A 15,003-nucleotide genomic window follows, 5' to 3' on the forward strand; every position below is an offset into this window, starting at 1 on the left:
ATTCGAGGGAGCACATGCGCGCAACGCACGGATCGACCGCACTCGGCGCCCTGCTCGCGGTGACGCTTGCCATCCCCGCCTACGCCGCGCCGTTCCCCTGGCTACCGCCGCCCGTAAACATGTGCGGTGAAACAGGATTCGACCCACTCAACCGGCTGCCCGACCCGGCCGCGCCGCCCGCGCCGCTGGGGCCGATGGTTCCGCCGAGCATCGACATCCCCGTCGTGGTGCCGGAGTTGACCCCGGTGCCGCTGCCCGACCCGCCGCACGACAACACCCGCGTCGCGCAGGCGCCGCTGCCCTCGGATCCGTGCCGCAATCCGTGTCCCGAGGTTAGGGACACGCCCGAACCCGAGGACGGAATCGAGGAGTCGGACAACACGTCACCGCGTTCGGGTTCGGGCTCGGGTTCAGGGACGGGTTCGGGCTCCGGTTCGGGGATACCGCGCATCCGGCTCAAGCCCGAGCGGGAAACCATCCCGATCCCGGTGCCCGGCGGCGAGGGCGAACCGGCCCAGGAGGCGCCGCCGCGCGTGGTGCGTCCGGTCGAACCGGGTCCGCTGCGGCCCGCGGTCGCGGCGCCGGTGGTGGAGTCGGTGCGGCTCGTCGAGCAGGTCACCGGGCACGGCTCGAACAACCGGACGGACATGCGCTGGCAGGTCGACGGCACCGACCTCGGACTGTTCTGGGAGACCGAACCCGGCAAGGTGGCCATGGTCTTCGGCGACACCTTCGGCGAGGGCTGGGAATACGGCGGCGCGGGCTCCGACACCGCCGACTGGCGGTCCAACGCGCTCGCCTACAGCACCGACACGAACCTCGACGACGGGCTGGTCATCGACTCGATGGTGCAGGACAGTCCCTGCCACGCCGCCGAACTGCTCGGCAGCCGCAAGATCAAGAACTGGGAGACCACCACCATCCCCACCTCGGGGTTCGCGATCGGGCGCAGGCAGTTCCTGAGCTACATGTCGGTCAACCACTGGTCGAGGATCCCCGGCATGTGGCTGACCAACTACGGCGGGCTGGCGTACTCCGACGACGGCGGGCAGACCTGGACCAAGGATCAGCACGCCCGCTGGGAGAACATGTTCGGAGTCGGCCGGTTCCAGGTGGCGGCGATGGTGCCGCACGGCGAGTACGTCTACATGTTCGGCACGCCCAACGGGCGGATCGGCGTGATCGGCCTGGCCAGGGTGCGCACGGCCGACGTGCTCAACAAGACGGCCTACCAGTACTGGGTGGACGGCGATTGGGCGCCCGCCGCGGAGAATTCGGCGACCCCGCTCGTCGGCGGCACGGCCAGCGAACTGTCGGTGCGATTCGACGCGGAGAGCGGGCAGTGGCAGATGGTCTACCTGGACGCGGCCGCCGGCCAGATCGTGCTCCGCACCGCGGCGGAACCGCAGGGGCGGTGGAACTCGGCGGCGCCGCTGGTTTCCACGCAGGACTATCCGATGGCCTACGGCGGCTTCATCCACCCCTGGTCGACCGCGCGCGACCTGTACTTCACGATGTCGGCGTGGCAAAGCTACAACGTGTACCTGATGCACGCCCGGCTGAATCCGCCCGGCTGATCAGCGCGCGGGCACGAACCGCAGCCGTTCGCCCGGCCTGGCCTGCGCCACCCGGTCCACATCCGCGTCGAGCACCACGGCGATCACCGGATAGCCGCCGGTGATCGGGTGATCGGCGAGGAAGACGACCGGCTGGCCGCTCGGCGGGACCTGGACCGAACCCAGGGCCACCCCTTCGGCGGGCAGTTCGTGGGTGACCGACCGGACCAGCGGTGGGCCGTCGGCGCGATCGAGGCGGGCGCCGATGCGATCGGTGTCGGTGGAGACCACCCAGGAACCGTGGAACAGCTCGTCGGGGTCGGCGAACCAGTCGGCGCGGGGTCCGGGCCTGGCCCGGACGGTCAGCACCTCCGGTGGCACCGGGAGCGGCGCGAACTCGACGGTCGGCAGCGTGCGTGGTGGCGGGCCGACCGGGAGCTGCATGCCCGCCTGCAACGGCTCGGGCCCGATGCCCGACATGGTGTCGCGGCTGCGCGAACCGAGCACCTTCGGCACGTCGATGCCGCCGCGCACCGCCACGTAGCTGCGCAGACCCGCCATGGCCAGGCCGAGGCACAGCACCTGGCCCTCCGCGAGTTCGAGCACGCTGGCGTGGCCGACCGGCGTGCCGTCGACGGTCGCGGGCGCGGCGGCGCCGGTGACCGCGACCGTGAGGTGGGCGTCGGCGCGCAGGACCAGCCCGCCGAGCAGCACCTCGATGGCCGCGAAGTCCTCCGGATTGCCGACCAGCCGGTTCGCCAGCCGTAACGAGGCGCGGTCGGCCGCCCCCGCCTGTCCCACCCCGGAATCGAACCACCCGGGCCGCCCTAGGTCCTGGATCGTCGCGAGCGGTCCCACCCGCTCGATGAAGATCAGCATGCGATCACTCCCCGATTCGCTGTCGAGGCGGCGCATCGTTGAGCAGCCCTGGTGTTATTCCGTCGTCGCCGTGTCGACGAACCGTACGGCCGTCCCCGCCCGCACCAGCGCGGGTGGATCGCGGTCGACCAGCCACATCCGCAGATCGGTACTGCCGATCAACTGCCAGCCACCCGGCGTCCCCCGCGGATACACCGCCGAGTAGCCGCCTGCCAGCGCCACCGCGCCGGGCGGGATGGCGGTGCGGGCCTGAGCCCGGCGCGGCACCGTCAGCCTGCCGTCGGGCGAGGTCAGGTAGCCGAAACCGGGTGCGAAACCGACGAACGCGCACCGCCAGACGGTGCCGGTGTGCGCCGCGATCACCTCCGGCACCGACAGGTCGAGCAGCCGGGCGACCTCGGGCAGATCCGCGCCGTCGTAGTGGACCGGAATCTCCACCACGTCGTCGGGAATCTCGCTGTCGGGCACTGTTCCACGGGAAACATCGGGCGAATCCGCTTGCGGCGGATCCTGATCCAGCCGGTCGAGCAGGGCGACGAGCTCGCGCCGGACCTGGACGCCGTAGCTCACCGAATGCATGGTCACCAGAACGGTTTCCGCCGCGGGCAGCACGTCCTGCACGCCGGCGATCGCGTGCACGCGCAGCGCGGAGGCGAGCCGTTGCACCGGCCGTGGATCGTCGAGGGTGATGAGCATGGCACGGTCACCCGCGGGCCGGATCCGCGAGTTCCAATCGTTGGTCGTGTCCCTCGGTCCTGCCTCGTCCATCCTGCCTCCCACCCTCAGCCGAACGGCTCCACCGGTACGCCTGCCTCGTCGAGCGCCTGCCGAATCCGGCGGGCCATCTCCACGGCGGCAGGGGAATCGCCGTGGACGCACACACTGGCCACGGTCACGGCGACCGTACCGGGACCGTCTACGGTACGCGCGGTCCCCGACACCGCAAGAGAAACTGCCTGGGCGACGGCCGTGTCGGGTGGCAGCACCGCGCCGGCAACCCCACGCGGGGCGAGGGTGCCCGTCGCGGTGTAGGCGCGGTCGGCGAAGCCCTCGCCGACGAAGCGCACACCCAGCCGGCCCGCGGCTCGCTCCAGCTCCGTTCCCGCCGGTCCGAGCAGGGCGAGTCCGGGTTCGGCCTCGGCCACCGCGGCCAGCACGGCGTCGGCGAGCAGGCGGTCGCGCGCCGCCGCGTGGTACAGCGCGCCGTGCGGCTTGACGTAGCGCACCCGGTCGCCCGCCGCGCGCGCGAACGCCGCGAGAGCGCCTATCTGGTACAGCATTTCGTCACGCAGGTCGGCCGGGGCGATGGCGATATCGCGGCGACCGAAGCCGACCAGGTCGCGGTAGCCGACGTGGGCGCCGATCCGCACGCCCTTGGCGACCGCGAGTTCGCAGGTCCGGCGCATGATCGACGGGTCGCCCGCGTGGAAACCGCAGGCGATGTTGGCGCTGGTGACGATGTCGAGCATCGCGGCGTCGTCACCCATGCGCCACGGGCCCAAGCCTTCGCCCAGATCACTGTTCAGGTCCAGCGGCATGCGATGCCCTCCGGTACTCGCGCGTCACTCCCAGGTGGGTATCCCGGTGATTCGAGCATGAACGACGCCGTTCACGCCGTCACCACCGGGGCGCGGATACCCGCAACATCCGGCCGTGATGCGCGCACAACACGCCGCGGAGCGTGGCCGCGTCCGCCGCGGGCAAGTACGCTCGGACCATCATGGCCACGTATTTCGATCCGAAGTCCTGGTCACTGTCGGGCGCTGTCGACCTGGGCAGACGCCTGCTCGACCCGTCGTGGATCGACCAGTGGCTCGGCTTCACCACGTCCTGGGCCGACCCCGTCGCCGACCTGGGCTCCGGTACCGTCACCGCGCTCATGCCCGATGTGCTGATGACCGTGCTCAGCGAGGGGATTCTCAGCCGGTTCGGCGGTCAGGAAGTCAGCGCCACCCTGCTCGGGCACGACCTCACCGCCACCCTCGACGTGTTCAAGGTGCGCAGGCGCGGCGCCCACTTCCAGAGCAAGACGGTGCTGTCGGACCTGGTCTGGGACGCACACCCGTTCGACACTGTCACCGTCATCGCGCACGGCGTCCGCCTGATTCCCGGCGTGCCGACCAAGATCCGCGTGCAGCAGCTCGACATCGAGGGCACCATCGGCATCGGGGCGCTCGTGGAATGGGTGGACGCGCAGAACCTCGACTGGCGAGTGCATCTCGACGAGCGCGGCCGCATCGTCGCGACCCATCGCACCCGCAAGATGCGCGCGCTGGTCGACGCGCAGGTCTACGACAACCTGCTCAACATCGACATCCGCAAGGCGAGCTGGCACGGCATCCGGCTGCCGAAGCGCGCGGTACCGGCGCCGGCGCTGCTGCTCGACGACCTGCCGAACCGGGCGAGCATCTCCTATGCCCACCGGCGCGGTGACAAGGTGCGCTTCCGAATCGAACTGCCCGCGACGACCGGTTCGTTCGACCTGGCGCAGATCCGCTCGGCCATCGTCGCGGGCACCACGCTGATCGTCTTCTGATCAGGCGTTCTCGGCAGCCCACCACTCGAGCAGCGCCGCTTCGGCCTCCTCGCGGGTCATCGGGCCGCGGTCCAGACGCAGGTCCTTGAGGTATTTCCACGCCTTGCCGACCTGCGGACCCGGCGCCAAACCGAGCAGCTCCATGATCGAATTGCCGTCCAGATCGGGCCGCACCCGGGCCAGATCCTCCTGCGCGCGCAGCGTGGCGATGCGCTCCTCGAGCTCGTCGTAGGTGGCGCGCAAGGCGGCGGCCCTGCGCTTGTTGCGGGTCGTGCAGTCGGCGCGGACCAGCTTGTGCAGGCGATCGAGCAGGTCGTCGGCGTCGGTGACGTAGCGGCGCACCGCCGAATCGGTCCACTGACCCTTGCCGTACCCGTGGAAGCGCAGGTGCAGGAACACCAGGCGCGCAACCTCTTCGGTGAACGCCTTCGGATACTTCAAGGCGCGCAGGCGCTTGCGCACCATCTTCGCGCCGACCACCTCGTGATGGTGGAAGCTCACGCCGCCACCGGGCTCGTTGCGCTTGGTGTCGGGCTTGCCGATGTCGTGCAGCAGCGCCGCCCAGCGCAGCACCAGGTCGGGATCGCCCTGCTCCTGGTCGATCGCCTGCGAGAGCACGGTCAGCGAATGCTGGTAGACGTCCTTATGCTGGTGGTGCTCGTCGATCTCGAGCTTCATCGCGGGCACCTCGGGCAGCACCCGCTGCGCCAGGCCGGTGTCGCACATGAGGTTGATGCCGTCGATCGGATGCGCGGCGCCGATCAGCTTGTCGAGTTCGGCGCGCACCCGCTCGGCGGTGATCCGGTCGATCTGGTCGGCCATCTCCACGATCGCGGACCGCACCCGCGGCGCCACGTCGAAACCGAGCTGGGCGACGAAGCGGGCGGCGCGCAGCATCCGCAGCGGATCGTCGTCGAACGAATCCTGCGGCGCGGCAGGAGTATCGAGGACACCGTCGAGCAGGGCGGCGAGACCGTCGAGGGGATCGACGAATTCGAGCGAGCCGTCGGCTGCGATCTTCACCGCCATCGCGTTGACCGTGAAATCACGGCGGACCAGGTCACCCTCGAGCGTGTCACCGAAGGTGACCTCGGGATTGCGCGAGACCCGGTCGTAGGTGTCGGCGCGGAAGGTGGTGATCTCGAGCTGCTGGTCGGCCTTGGCCGCGCTCACGGTGCCGAAGGCCAGGCCACCGGTGTCCCAGAGGTGGTCGGCCCAGCCGCGCAGCATCTCCTGCACCACGTCGGGCCTGGCATCGGTGGTGAAATCCAGATCGGTGCCGAGCCTGCCCAGCACCGCGTCGCGGACGCTACCGCCGACAAGATAAAGGGAATGCCCGCGCTCGGCGAACATCTCGCCCAACGGTGTCAGCACATCCGACAACTGCCCCAGCGTCACCGCCGCCGCGGCCAGCAGCCGAGCTCGACGATCCGCCACAGCATCAGGGACAACGTTGGGGGAAACCACGAACAGCCAGCCTACTGGGCCACCTGCCCATCTATCCAGGAGGTATCGCCCCACCCACTGATCACGCAAGAACATGGGTAACTCCCCGACCACCTCCCAGCCGTGCCGCACCTACCGCAAGACCGACTGCCAACAGCCGAGCTACCGGAAGAGACGCGGAGTTCGCGGGGAGGCGGTACAGCTAAGCTGGCGGGGTGTCTCCTCCGGCCGATCGCGCGAACAGTCGACGCCGCCAGCCGCGGCGGCGGGGTTCGGCGAGCAATGCCGGTAAGCCGCGCATGCGGACCGTGCGCGAGACTTCGGCGGGCGGCCTGGTGGTCGACGGGCTGGACGGCCCGAAAGAACACCGCTCCGCCGCCCTGATCGGTCGCACCGACCGCCGGGGACGGCTGCTGTGGTCGCTGCCCAAAGGGCATATCGAAGCGGGGGAGACTTCCGAGCAGACCGCGATTCGCGAGGTCGCCGAGGAGACCGGCATCAACGGCGAAGTGGTCGCCGAGCTGGGCAGTATCGATTACTGGTTCGTGACCGAGGGCAGGCGGGTACACAAGACCGTGCACCATTTCCTGCTGCGCTCGCTCGGCGGTGAACTGTCCGACGCCGACGTGGAAGTCACCCAGGTTGCGTGGGTTCCGTTGAGCGAGTTGGATTCCCGATTGGCCTATGCCGACGAACGGCGGCTGGCCGAAGTGGCGAATCGAATGATCGACCGGATGGAGACCGGCAAGCGATGACGGGTGGACTGTTCCGGCTGATCACGGCGGTCCTGACCATCTTGGGTTCGGTGACGCTCCTGCCGGCGGTCGGGCACGCGCAACCGAACGGGTCGGGCGCGTCGGCACCGAAATTCCTCAAGCTGACCCTGGACGCCATCGCGCCGGGCACGGTCACGACGAGCAGCGACCCGATGCTGACGGTGTCGGGCACCGTCACCAATATCGGCGACCGGGTCGTCGACGATGTGGCCGTGCGGATCCAGCGCGCCGCGCCGGTGGACTCGCCGAGCGGGCTGCGCAGCTCGTTGCGGCTCGATCAGGTGAACTACGAGGTCACCGGGCCGTTCCAGGATGTGGCGCAGCGGTTGAGCCCCGGTCAGCGCAAGCAGTTCTCGGTGCGCATCGCGTTGCGGGCGGGCGGCGAGGGCGCCTCGCTCGGGCTGACCGATCCCGGGGTGTATCCGCTGCTGCTGAACGTCAACGGGGAACCCGCCTACGGCACCCAGGCCAGGCTCGACGACGCCCGCTTCCTGCTGCCGGTGCTCGGTCTGCCCGCCGCGGGCGGTGAGGCGGGCGGCGCGACCGAGCCGGTGCCCGCGCCCGCCGACGCGACGCCGGTGGCGACCACGCTGATCTGGCCGCTCGCCGACCGGCCGCGCATGGTCGCGGGCAGGCCGGGGTCGGTCAACGGGCAGGCGGAACTGCTCGACGACGAGCTGGCCGTGTCGGTCGGCATGGGCGGACGGCTCGAACAGCTGGTGGCCGCGCTGGAATCGGTCGCGCCCGGTCGCGAGCGCGGGGTGGCGAGTTCGGTGTGTATCGCGATCGACCCCGACCTGGTGTCGACCGTGCAGACGATGACCCGCGGCTACCGGGTGCTGGCCAGCCCGTCCGACCCCGAGGGCGCGACCAGGGAGGGGACCGGGGCGGCGAGCGCGCAGGCCTGGCTCGACCGGTTGCGCGCGCTGGCCGGGTCGATGTGCACGGTGGCGTTGCCGTTCGCGCAGGTCGACGTGTCGGCGCTGGCTGCGGTGAACGATCCCGGCCTGTCCGCGCGGGCGCTGCTCGCACCGGCCGACGTGGTGGACGCGATTCTCGGCACCCGGTCGCTGCGCGGGGTCGGCCTGCCCGATTCCGGCAGCATCGACGATCCGGCCGGGCAGCTGCTGCGCAGTCACGGGTACGGGACGGCGGTGCTGGCGAGCACGGCCGTGACCAGCGACGATGCGCCGAGCGACACCGAGAACGCCCTCACCTCCGCGCCGGTGACGCTCGAACCGGGCGTCGTCGTGGGTGGAGAGCAGGCCGCGCCGGACGTCGTCCGGGTGCCTGGCGTGAGCATCGACGCGCCCGCGGCCGCACCGGCGACGACCGACCCCGCGCTGCGTGTGACGACCTTCGACATCTGGTCGGCGACCGCGCTGGCCGCCGTCGGCTCGAACCCGCCGACCCCGTCGTTCACGCCGTCGAAGGTGCGATTCGACGTCACCAACGATTCACGGGCGGCGCGGTTGCAGGACGCGCTCGGCGCGATCGCCTGGACCGCGTTGAACCCGGCGCCGGACCGGCCGCGCTCGCAGCTGCTCATGCCGCCGCAGCAGTGGGGCGCCAACCGGGAAGAGGGCATCGCGCTGCTCAAGCAGATCGAACTGCTGACCCGCAACAACCTCGCGAGCCCGCGCAGCTTCACCGACCTCGTCGCCCAGGCGCCCGACCCGCGCCCGTTCACGCTCGAATACCTGCCGCGCGCCGCCCAGGACGCGGCGCCGGAGCGATTCGTGGCACCGATCCACGCCCAGGGCGCGCGGATCACCGAGCTGATGCGCGCCCTGGTCGAGCTGCCGGAAGCCGAGCTCACCCCGCACGCCTTCATGACGCCGGCCAGGGAAGACCTGCTGCGCGCGCTGAGCCTGTCCGACCGCAGGACCGACGACGACACCCAGGCCGATCTGCACGCCCAGCGCCGGATCGATCAGGCCACCCGCGAACTCGACAACATGTTCGCTTCGGTGTCGGTGCTGCCGCCGGGCGGGGTCTACACGCTGGCCTCGGAACAGAGCCCGTTGCTGCTGGTTGCCCGCAATGAACTACCGGTCGCCATCCGGGTGCAGTTCCGGATCGAGGCGCCCGCCGAGACGAACATCACCGATATCGGCGAACAGCTGCTTCCGCCGTCCGGCACCCGCTCGTTCCAGATTCCGACCGAGGTGAGCGACAGCCGTAAGCTGGTGATTCCGATTTCCCTTACCACGCCGGACGGCGTTGCGCTAGGCGAGCCGACCTCGGTCTCGGTGCGCTCGAACGCCTACGGACAGGCCTTGGCCATAATTACGGCATGTGCCGGAATACTGCTGTTGCTGTTGGCTGGGCGCCGGCTGTGGCGTCGGTTCCGCGGGCAACCCGATCCCGCCGACGAGGAGTTCGAACGGCAGTGAACGCCCGCGCCTGACACGCGGGCGGGGGAACATGGCAGACAAGGACGAGAGTGGCACGGGTGAGCGAAACGCTCATCGGACCGGCGGGATTCGCGGGTTACGCCGGGTACAGGAGGCATGATGGGCGACGATGATTCCGCTCATCGGCACGACCACGACGATCGTCGCGACGGACCGGCACAGCGCCAAACACCCGCCGCGCCGTGGGAGCGTGGGATGACGGCCGGGGAGCACGAGGGGAACGTCGCCGCACCACGTCCTGGTGAGCCGGGACGTCGACCGCAGCCGCCGCACCGGCCCGCGGATCCCGGCTTCGACCAGCAGGGCGGCGCGCGTCAGCCCGGACCTCGGCAGGGTATGCCGCCGGGTCAGCCCGGATACCGTCCCGGTGAGCAGGCGCCGCCCGGGTTTCGGCCCATATCGCCGGATCATCCCGGAGCACCGCCCGCCGGATACCGCGGGCCGGATCAGCCGCGCGGTCCCTATGGCGACGGCCGTCAGCCGCCGCCTGCCGGTCGATCCGGTGAGTTGCCGCGCGTGCCTCCGGGGCAGTCCGGGGAGTTTCCGCAGCAGCAGCGACCTGGTCAGATCGGCCGTCCCGGTGTTCCGCCGCGTGTGCTTCCGGGGCAGTCCGGTGAACTTCCGCAGCAGCAACGCTCCGGCCCGGCCGGCCGTCCCGGTGTTCCGCCGCACCACCGCCCCGAGTCGTCTGCGGGTCGTTCCGGCGAGTTTCCGCAGCAACAACGCCCGGGCCAGCCGCAGCCGCGTCCGGGCGACTTTCCGCCGCCGTGGCAGCCCGGCCAGGCTCCGTATCCCGCGCAGGGTGCTCGCCCTGGTCAGCCACCCCAGCCCGGTTCGGGCGCACGCTCGGGTGAGTTTCCCCAGCAGCGGCCACCCGCGCCGGGCTCCGGCGCGCGTCCGGGGGAGTTTCCACAGCGACCCGGGCAGGCCCCGAGGTCAGGTGAGTTCCCCCAGCAGCAGCGTCCCGCGTCGGCGCACGGGTCGCCCTCCGGTGCGATTCCCCGGCAGGCGCGTCCCGATCTCGACGCGGGGGCACGCCCCCAGCGGCCGCAGGAAGGTGCGGTCCCGCCGCGCCCCGCTGCGCGCGCAGGAGACTTCCCCCCGCGCGGCCCGCAGTCCGGTGCCATCCCCCGGCAGGGCCGGCCGGAGCAGCGGTTCGGTGAACAGCCCGGCGGTCCAGATCGCAGGCCCGGCGGCGGTCACGACGCCGCAGGGCGACGACCGGAAAGCCAGGAGCGCCCCAACGCGCGGCAACGCTCCGCGTACCCCGGGATGCCGGGCACGCCGGTCGGCGCGCAGGCGGAATCCGTAGGCCGTGGCTCGGCGAGTGGCCGGCGCGCGGTCGTCGACGACCAGGCTGCCGCCAAGACCCAGCGGATCGCGCGGCCCAAACGGGTGCAGGCCGACAAGCCCGACACCCCGCAGAGCGCCAACGCGAAACTGCTCAAGGACTCCGGTTCGATCGCCGTCGCGACGCTGGTCAGCCGGATCACCGGTTTCGCCAAGCAGCTGCTGCTGCTGACCGTGCTCGGACCCGCCATCGCCAGTGCGTTCATCTCGGCGAACCTGATCCCGAACATGATCGCCGAGCTGGTGCTCGGCGCCGTGCTGACGGCGATCGTCGTGCCGACCCTGGTCCGCGCCGAACACGAGGACGCCGACAACGGCGCCGCGTTCGTCCGCCGGTTGGTGACGGCGGCCTTCACGGTGCTGTTCGTCGCCACGGTGCTGACGCTGGCCGCGACCCCGATCCTGGCCGGCCATGTGCTCGTCGACTCCGGCGGCAAGGTGAACACCCAGCTGACCACGGCGCTGACCTACCTGTTGGCGCCCGCGATCCTCTTCTACGGCATGTCGGCGCTGTTCACCGCCATTCTCAACACCAGACAGGCGTTCAAACCAGGTGCCTGGGCCCCGGTCCTGAACAACCTTGTCGTGCTGGCAGTACTGGCCGCCTACGCGCTGACTCCGGGCGAGATCACGCTCGATCCGGTGCGGATGAGCGACCCGAAACTGCTGGTGCTCGGCATCGGCGTCACCGCGGGTGTGGCCACGCAGGCGCTGAGCCTGCTGCCCGCGATCCGTCGGCACGGCATCGATCTGCGCCCGCTGTGGGGCGTCGACGCACGCCTCAAGCAGTTCGGCAAGATGGGTGGCGCGATCATCCTGTACGTGCTGATCAGCCAGATCGGCCTGGTCGTCGCGAACAACATCGCCTCCGCCGCCGATGAGGCCGGTCCCGCGATCTTCGCCAATGCCTGGGCGCTGCTGCAGCTGCCCTACGGCGTCCTCGGCGTCACGCTGCTCACCGCGATCATGCCGAGGCTGAGCCGCAACGCCGCCGCCGACGACACCCCGGCCGTGGTCGACGACCTGTCCGTGGCCACCCGGCTCACCATGATCGCGTTGATCCCGGTCGTCACCTTCCTGACCCTGGCAGGCCCGGAGATCGGCCAGGCGCTCTACGGATACGCCCAGTTCTCCGGCGATGCCGAACGCCTCGGCAGTGCGGTCAGCTGGTCGGCGTTCTCCCTCATCCCGTATTCGCTGGTGCTGATCCACCTGCGGGTGTTCTACGCCAGGGAACAGGCGTGGACCCCGACCTGGATCATCCTCGGCATCACGGCGGTCAAGATCCTGTTCTCCGCGCTGGCGCCGGTCCTGGCCCGCGACAGCGACGACGTGGTGATCATCCTCGGCGTCGCCACCGGCCTCGGTTTCACCGCGGGCGCGGTGATCGGCGGCATGCTGCTGCACCGCAGCCTCGGCGATCTGCGCATGTCCAACGTCGGCCGCACCGTCACCCGGGTGCTGCTCGCCTCGGTGGCCGGCGGCGCGGTGATGCTCATCGTCGACACGGTCACCCGGATGGATCAGCTCTCGGGCGGTCCCGCGTCGCTGCTGCGCGTCGGCGTCGGCGCGCTGGTGATGTTCTCGGTGGCGTTCGGCCTGATGCGCCTGGCCGGAATTCCCGAGGTCGTGGCGATCACGGTCGCGGTGTCGCGCAAGCTGGGTATCACCCCGCCCGCGCCGGATCTGGGCCTCGACGAGAGCCCCGCCGACGACATCTACGCGACCACGGTGCTGCGCAGGCCCGACACCTACGGGTTCCCGGCGTACGGGCCGTCGATGGACACCCAGACGATGATCCTGCCGGTGATCCGGCCCGGCGCTGTTGACCTCACCGGCCAAGCGCAGTTCCCGTACGCTGTTCGGCAGACCGACATGGGAAGTGATGTCGTGAACACGCGGAAAGATCCGCGAGATCAGGGCGAAGGAGGACCGAGGGTGAGCGATGACGCGGTGGGCGGCGTCCCGGCCGCTGATTCTGCGGTGCGCGCAGCAGGAGGAATGTCCACCGATGTCGATCCTGCCGTGTCCCGCGTGACAGGATCCGAGCACGCCGACACGCCCGACGAGGCCGAATCGCCGCATAACGGCTCGGCAGCCGACGAGCGACATCCGGCGGACGAACCACGGCAGGACATGCCGGCACACGAACCCACGTACGACACCGGTATGTTGCCGATCCCGCCGCAGGTCCCGCCGTCGGCGAACCGCGCGCAGCGTGGCCCGAAGCTGATGCCCGGCGCGTCCGTCGCCGGTGGCCGGTACCGGCTGCTGGCCGGTCACGGCGGCGCGCGCGGGCTGCGGTTCTGGCAGGCGCTCGACATCAAGCTCGACCGCGAGGTCGCGCTGACCTTCGTCGACGCCGATCAGAAGTCGGGGGAGAACTCCGGCCACGACGGCCCGCAGGCGATCCTGTCGCGCACGCTGCGCCTCGGCCGGATCAACTCGCCCGGCCTGGCCAGGGTCCTCGACGTGGTCCGCGGCAGCTCCGGCGGCATCGTCGTCGCCGAGTGGACGCCGGGTCGTTCGCTGCGCGAGATGGCCGAGACGGTGCCGTCGCCGATCGGCGCGGCCAGGGCCATCAGGGCACTCGCCTCGGCGGCCGAACTGGCCCACCGCGGCGGCGGCTCGCTGTCGATCGACCATCCCGACCGGATCCGGATCAGCGCTTCCGGTGACGCCGTGCTGGCGTTCCCCGGCACCCTCGGCGATTCGGACGCCCAGGCCGACGTGCGCGGCCTCGGCGCGATGCTCTACGCCCTGATCACCGCCCGCTGGCCGATCCGGATCGGCGGTGTCACCGGCACCGCAGCCACCATCGGCGGTCTGGGCCTGGCCGACTTCGGTCCGGACGGCACGCCGGTGGAACCGCGGCAGATCCGGCCGGAGGTCCCGTTCGAGATCTCGGCCGTCGCGGTCCGCTCGCTCGAGTCGAACAAGGGTGTGCGCACCGCCGCCACCGTGCAGCATGTGCTCGAGCAGGCCTCGGTCGTCGACCAGAAGACCGACTTCATCCCGGTCCTGCGGTTGGGTCAGCGGGCCGTGGCGAGTGGACCGGATTCGCTCGCCGATCCGGAGCTGCTCGCCGCCGAGCGGGATCGCTCCAAGCGGATGATGTGGATCATGGTCGGTCTCGGCGTGCTCGCCGCGCTGGTCGTCGGCATTTTGATCTGGTGGATGGTCAGCATCTTCGCGCCCGGCGCGTCGAACAAGCCGCTGGATGAGCAGATCAACATCGGGCTCACGTCGAGTGTCGCGCCGCCTGCCGCGGCGCCGCCCGCGGGTCAGACCCCGGCCGCGCCGGTGACCAGCGTCCCGGTGCCGGTCACCGGTGCCGCGGTGTTCTCCCCGGAGGGCACCCCGGACGGTGCGGCCACGGCCGGCGCGGTACTCGACCAGAACCCGGCGACGGTGTGGCACACGGATCAGTACTTCCAGCAGTTCCCCGCCCTCAAGAAGGGCGTGGGCCTGCTGGCCACGCTGCCGACGCCGGCGAAGCTGACCAATATCTCGATCACCTCGCCCAGCGCGGGCAGCACCGTCGAGATCCGTACCTCACCCACCGAGACGCCCACGCTCGACCAGACCCAGCTGATCGGTTCGGCCAAGCTCGGTGACGGGGTCACCGACATCGCCGTGCAGACCGATCAGGCCGCGCGTTTCGTGCTCGTCTGGATCACCGGACTGGCGAACTCGGGCGGACAGTTCCAGACCGAGATCGCCGACGTCCGGTTCGACGCCGCGCCCTAGTCCGCGGCTGCCACCTCGCACCGCTATCAGCGCAGGTGGCCGCCTATTTCCGCGCCGGATGCCGACCGTCATCGAACCGCGGTCCGGTTGGTGCGGAATTGTTATCGACGGTATGATCGCCCCGCGCTCTCGGCTGGGAGTTACCCAGGATCTGTCGACGTCGATCCTGGACGCTGCGTTGTAGTCAGGTGATGGATCGGCCTCGTTCGCCGACGTGAAGTCGCCGTAATGAGCGCTGTCCAAGGGGTCAGGTGTCGCCGGAAGTCAACGAGCAGGTCCGCGGGGGGAGAACG

The 15,003-nt window shown here is 70.6% G+C and carries 10 protein-coding genes; 5 read left to right on the top strand and 5 right to left on the bottom strand.

The window, feature by feature from the left end; genetic code table 11:
• Positions 1-14: 14 nt before the first annotated feature.
• Positions 15-1,577 (top strand): DUF4185 domain-containing protein, encoded by a 1,563-nt coding sequence (locus tag ACFVAV_RS16100; RefSeq protein ID WP_379035579.1) that lies wholly within the window; start codon positions 15-17, stop codon positions 1,575-1,577.
• Here ACFVAV_RS16100 and ACFVAV_RS16105 read toward each other — a convergent pair whose 3' ends face one another.
• The 3 genes from ACFVAV_RS16105 to ACFVAV_RS16115 are packed head-to-tail and all read right to left on the bottom strand — an operon-like array spanning position 1,578 to position 3,973.
• A complete protein-coding gene (locus ACFVAV_RS16105) occupies positions 1,578-2,435 on the bottom strand; it encodes a biotin-dependent carboxyltransferase family protein (RefSeq protein ID WP_379035581.1) in 858 nt (285 codons plus the stop codon).
• Positions 2,436-2,489: 54 nt separating this feature from the next.
• Positions 2,490-3,203, bottom strand: coding sequence for an allophanate hydrolase subunit 1 (locus tag ACFVAV_RS16110; RefSeq protein ID WP_379035583.1), 714 nt, complete (start codon positions 3,201-3,203; stop codon positions 2,490-2,492).
• A gap of 14 nt (positions 3,204-3,217) precedes the next feature.
• Positions 3,218-3,973, bottom strand: coding sequence for a LamB/YcsF family protein (locus tag ACFVAV_RS16115; protein ID WP_379035585.1), 756 nt, complete (start codon positions 3,971-3,973; stop codon positions 3,218-3,220).
• Positions 3,974-4,116: 143 nt separating this feature from the next.
• Here ACFVAV_RS16115 and ACFVAV_RS16120 point away from each other — a divergent pair, with 143 nt between their 5' ends.
• On the top strand, positions 4,117-4,971 hold the full coding sequence (locus tag ACFVAV_RS16120) for a hypothetical protein (RefSeq protein WP_379035588.1): 855 nt from the start codon (positions 4,117-4,119) through the stop codon (positions 4,969-4,971).
• On the opposite strand, the gene ACFVAV_RS16125 is transcribed toward ACFVAV_RS16120, so the two are convergent.
• Complete coding sequence (locus tag ACFVAV_RS16125; protein WP_379035939.1) at positions 4,972-6,387, bottom strand: CCA tRNA nucleotidyltransferase; 1,416 nt, start codon at positions 6,385-6,387, stop codon at positions 4,972-4,974.
• A gap of 329 nt (positions 6,388-6,716) precedes the next feature.
• Between ACFVAV_RS16125 and ACFVAV_RS16130 the strand changes: the two genes are divergently transcribed.
• Positions 6,717-7,172 (top strand): NUDIX hydrolase, encoded by a 456-nt coding sequence (locus ACFVAV_RS16130; protein WP_379035940.1) that lies wholly within the window; start codon positions 6,717-6,719, stop codon positions 7,170-7,172.
• The gene (locus ACFVAV_RS16135) at positions 7,169-9,589 is read left to right on the top strand and encodes a DUF6049 family protein (RefSeq protein ID WP_379035591.1); all 2,421 of its coding nucleotides are present in this window, start codon (positions 7,169-7,171) and stop codon (positions 9,587-9,589) included. Before ACFVAV_RS16130 ends, ACFVAV_RS16135 begins: the two co-directional genes overlap by 4 nt.
• A gap of 72 nt (positions 9,590-9,661) precedes the next feature.
• Here ACFVAV_RS16135 and ACFVAV_RS16140 read toward each other — a convergent pair whose 3' ends face one another.
• Positions 9,662-10,282, bottom strand: coding sequence for a hypothetical protein (locus ACFVAV_RS16140; protein WP_379035593.1), 621 nt, complete (start codon positions 10,280-10,282; stop codon positions 9,662-9,664).
• Between the two features lie 600 nt (positions 10,283-10,882).
• Between ACFVAV_RS16140 and ACFVAV_RS16145 the strand changes: the two genes are divergently transcribed.
• On the top strand, positions 10,883-14,710 hold the full coding sequence (locus ACFVAV_RS16145; RefSeq protein ID WP_379035595.1) for a lipid II flippase MurJ: 3,828 nt from the start codon (positions 10,883-10,885) through the stop codon (positions 14,708-14,710).
• Positions 14,711-15,003 lie beyond the last annotated feature (293 nt).

This window comes from Nocardia sp. NPDC057663, assembly GCF_042799895.1.
Classification (GTDB): Bacteria; Actinomycetota; Actinomycetes; order Mycobacteriales; family Mycobacteriaceae; genus Nocardia.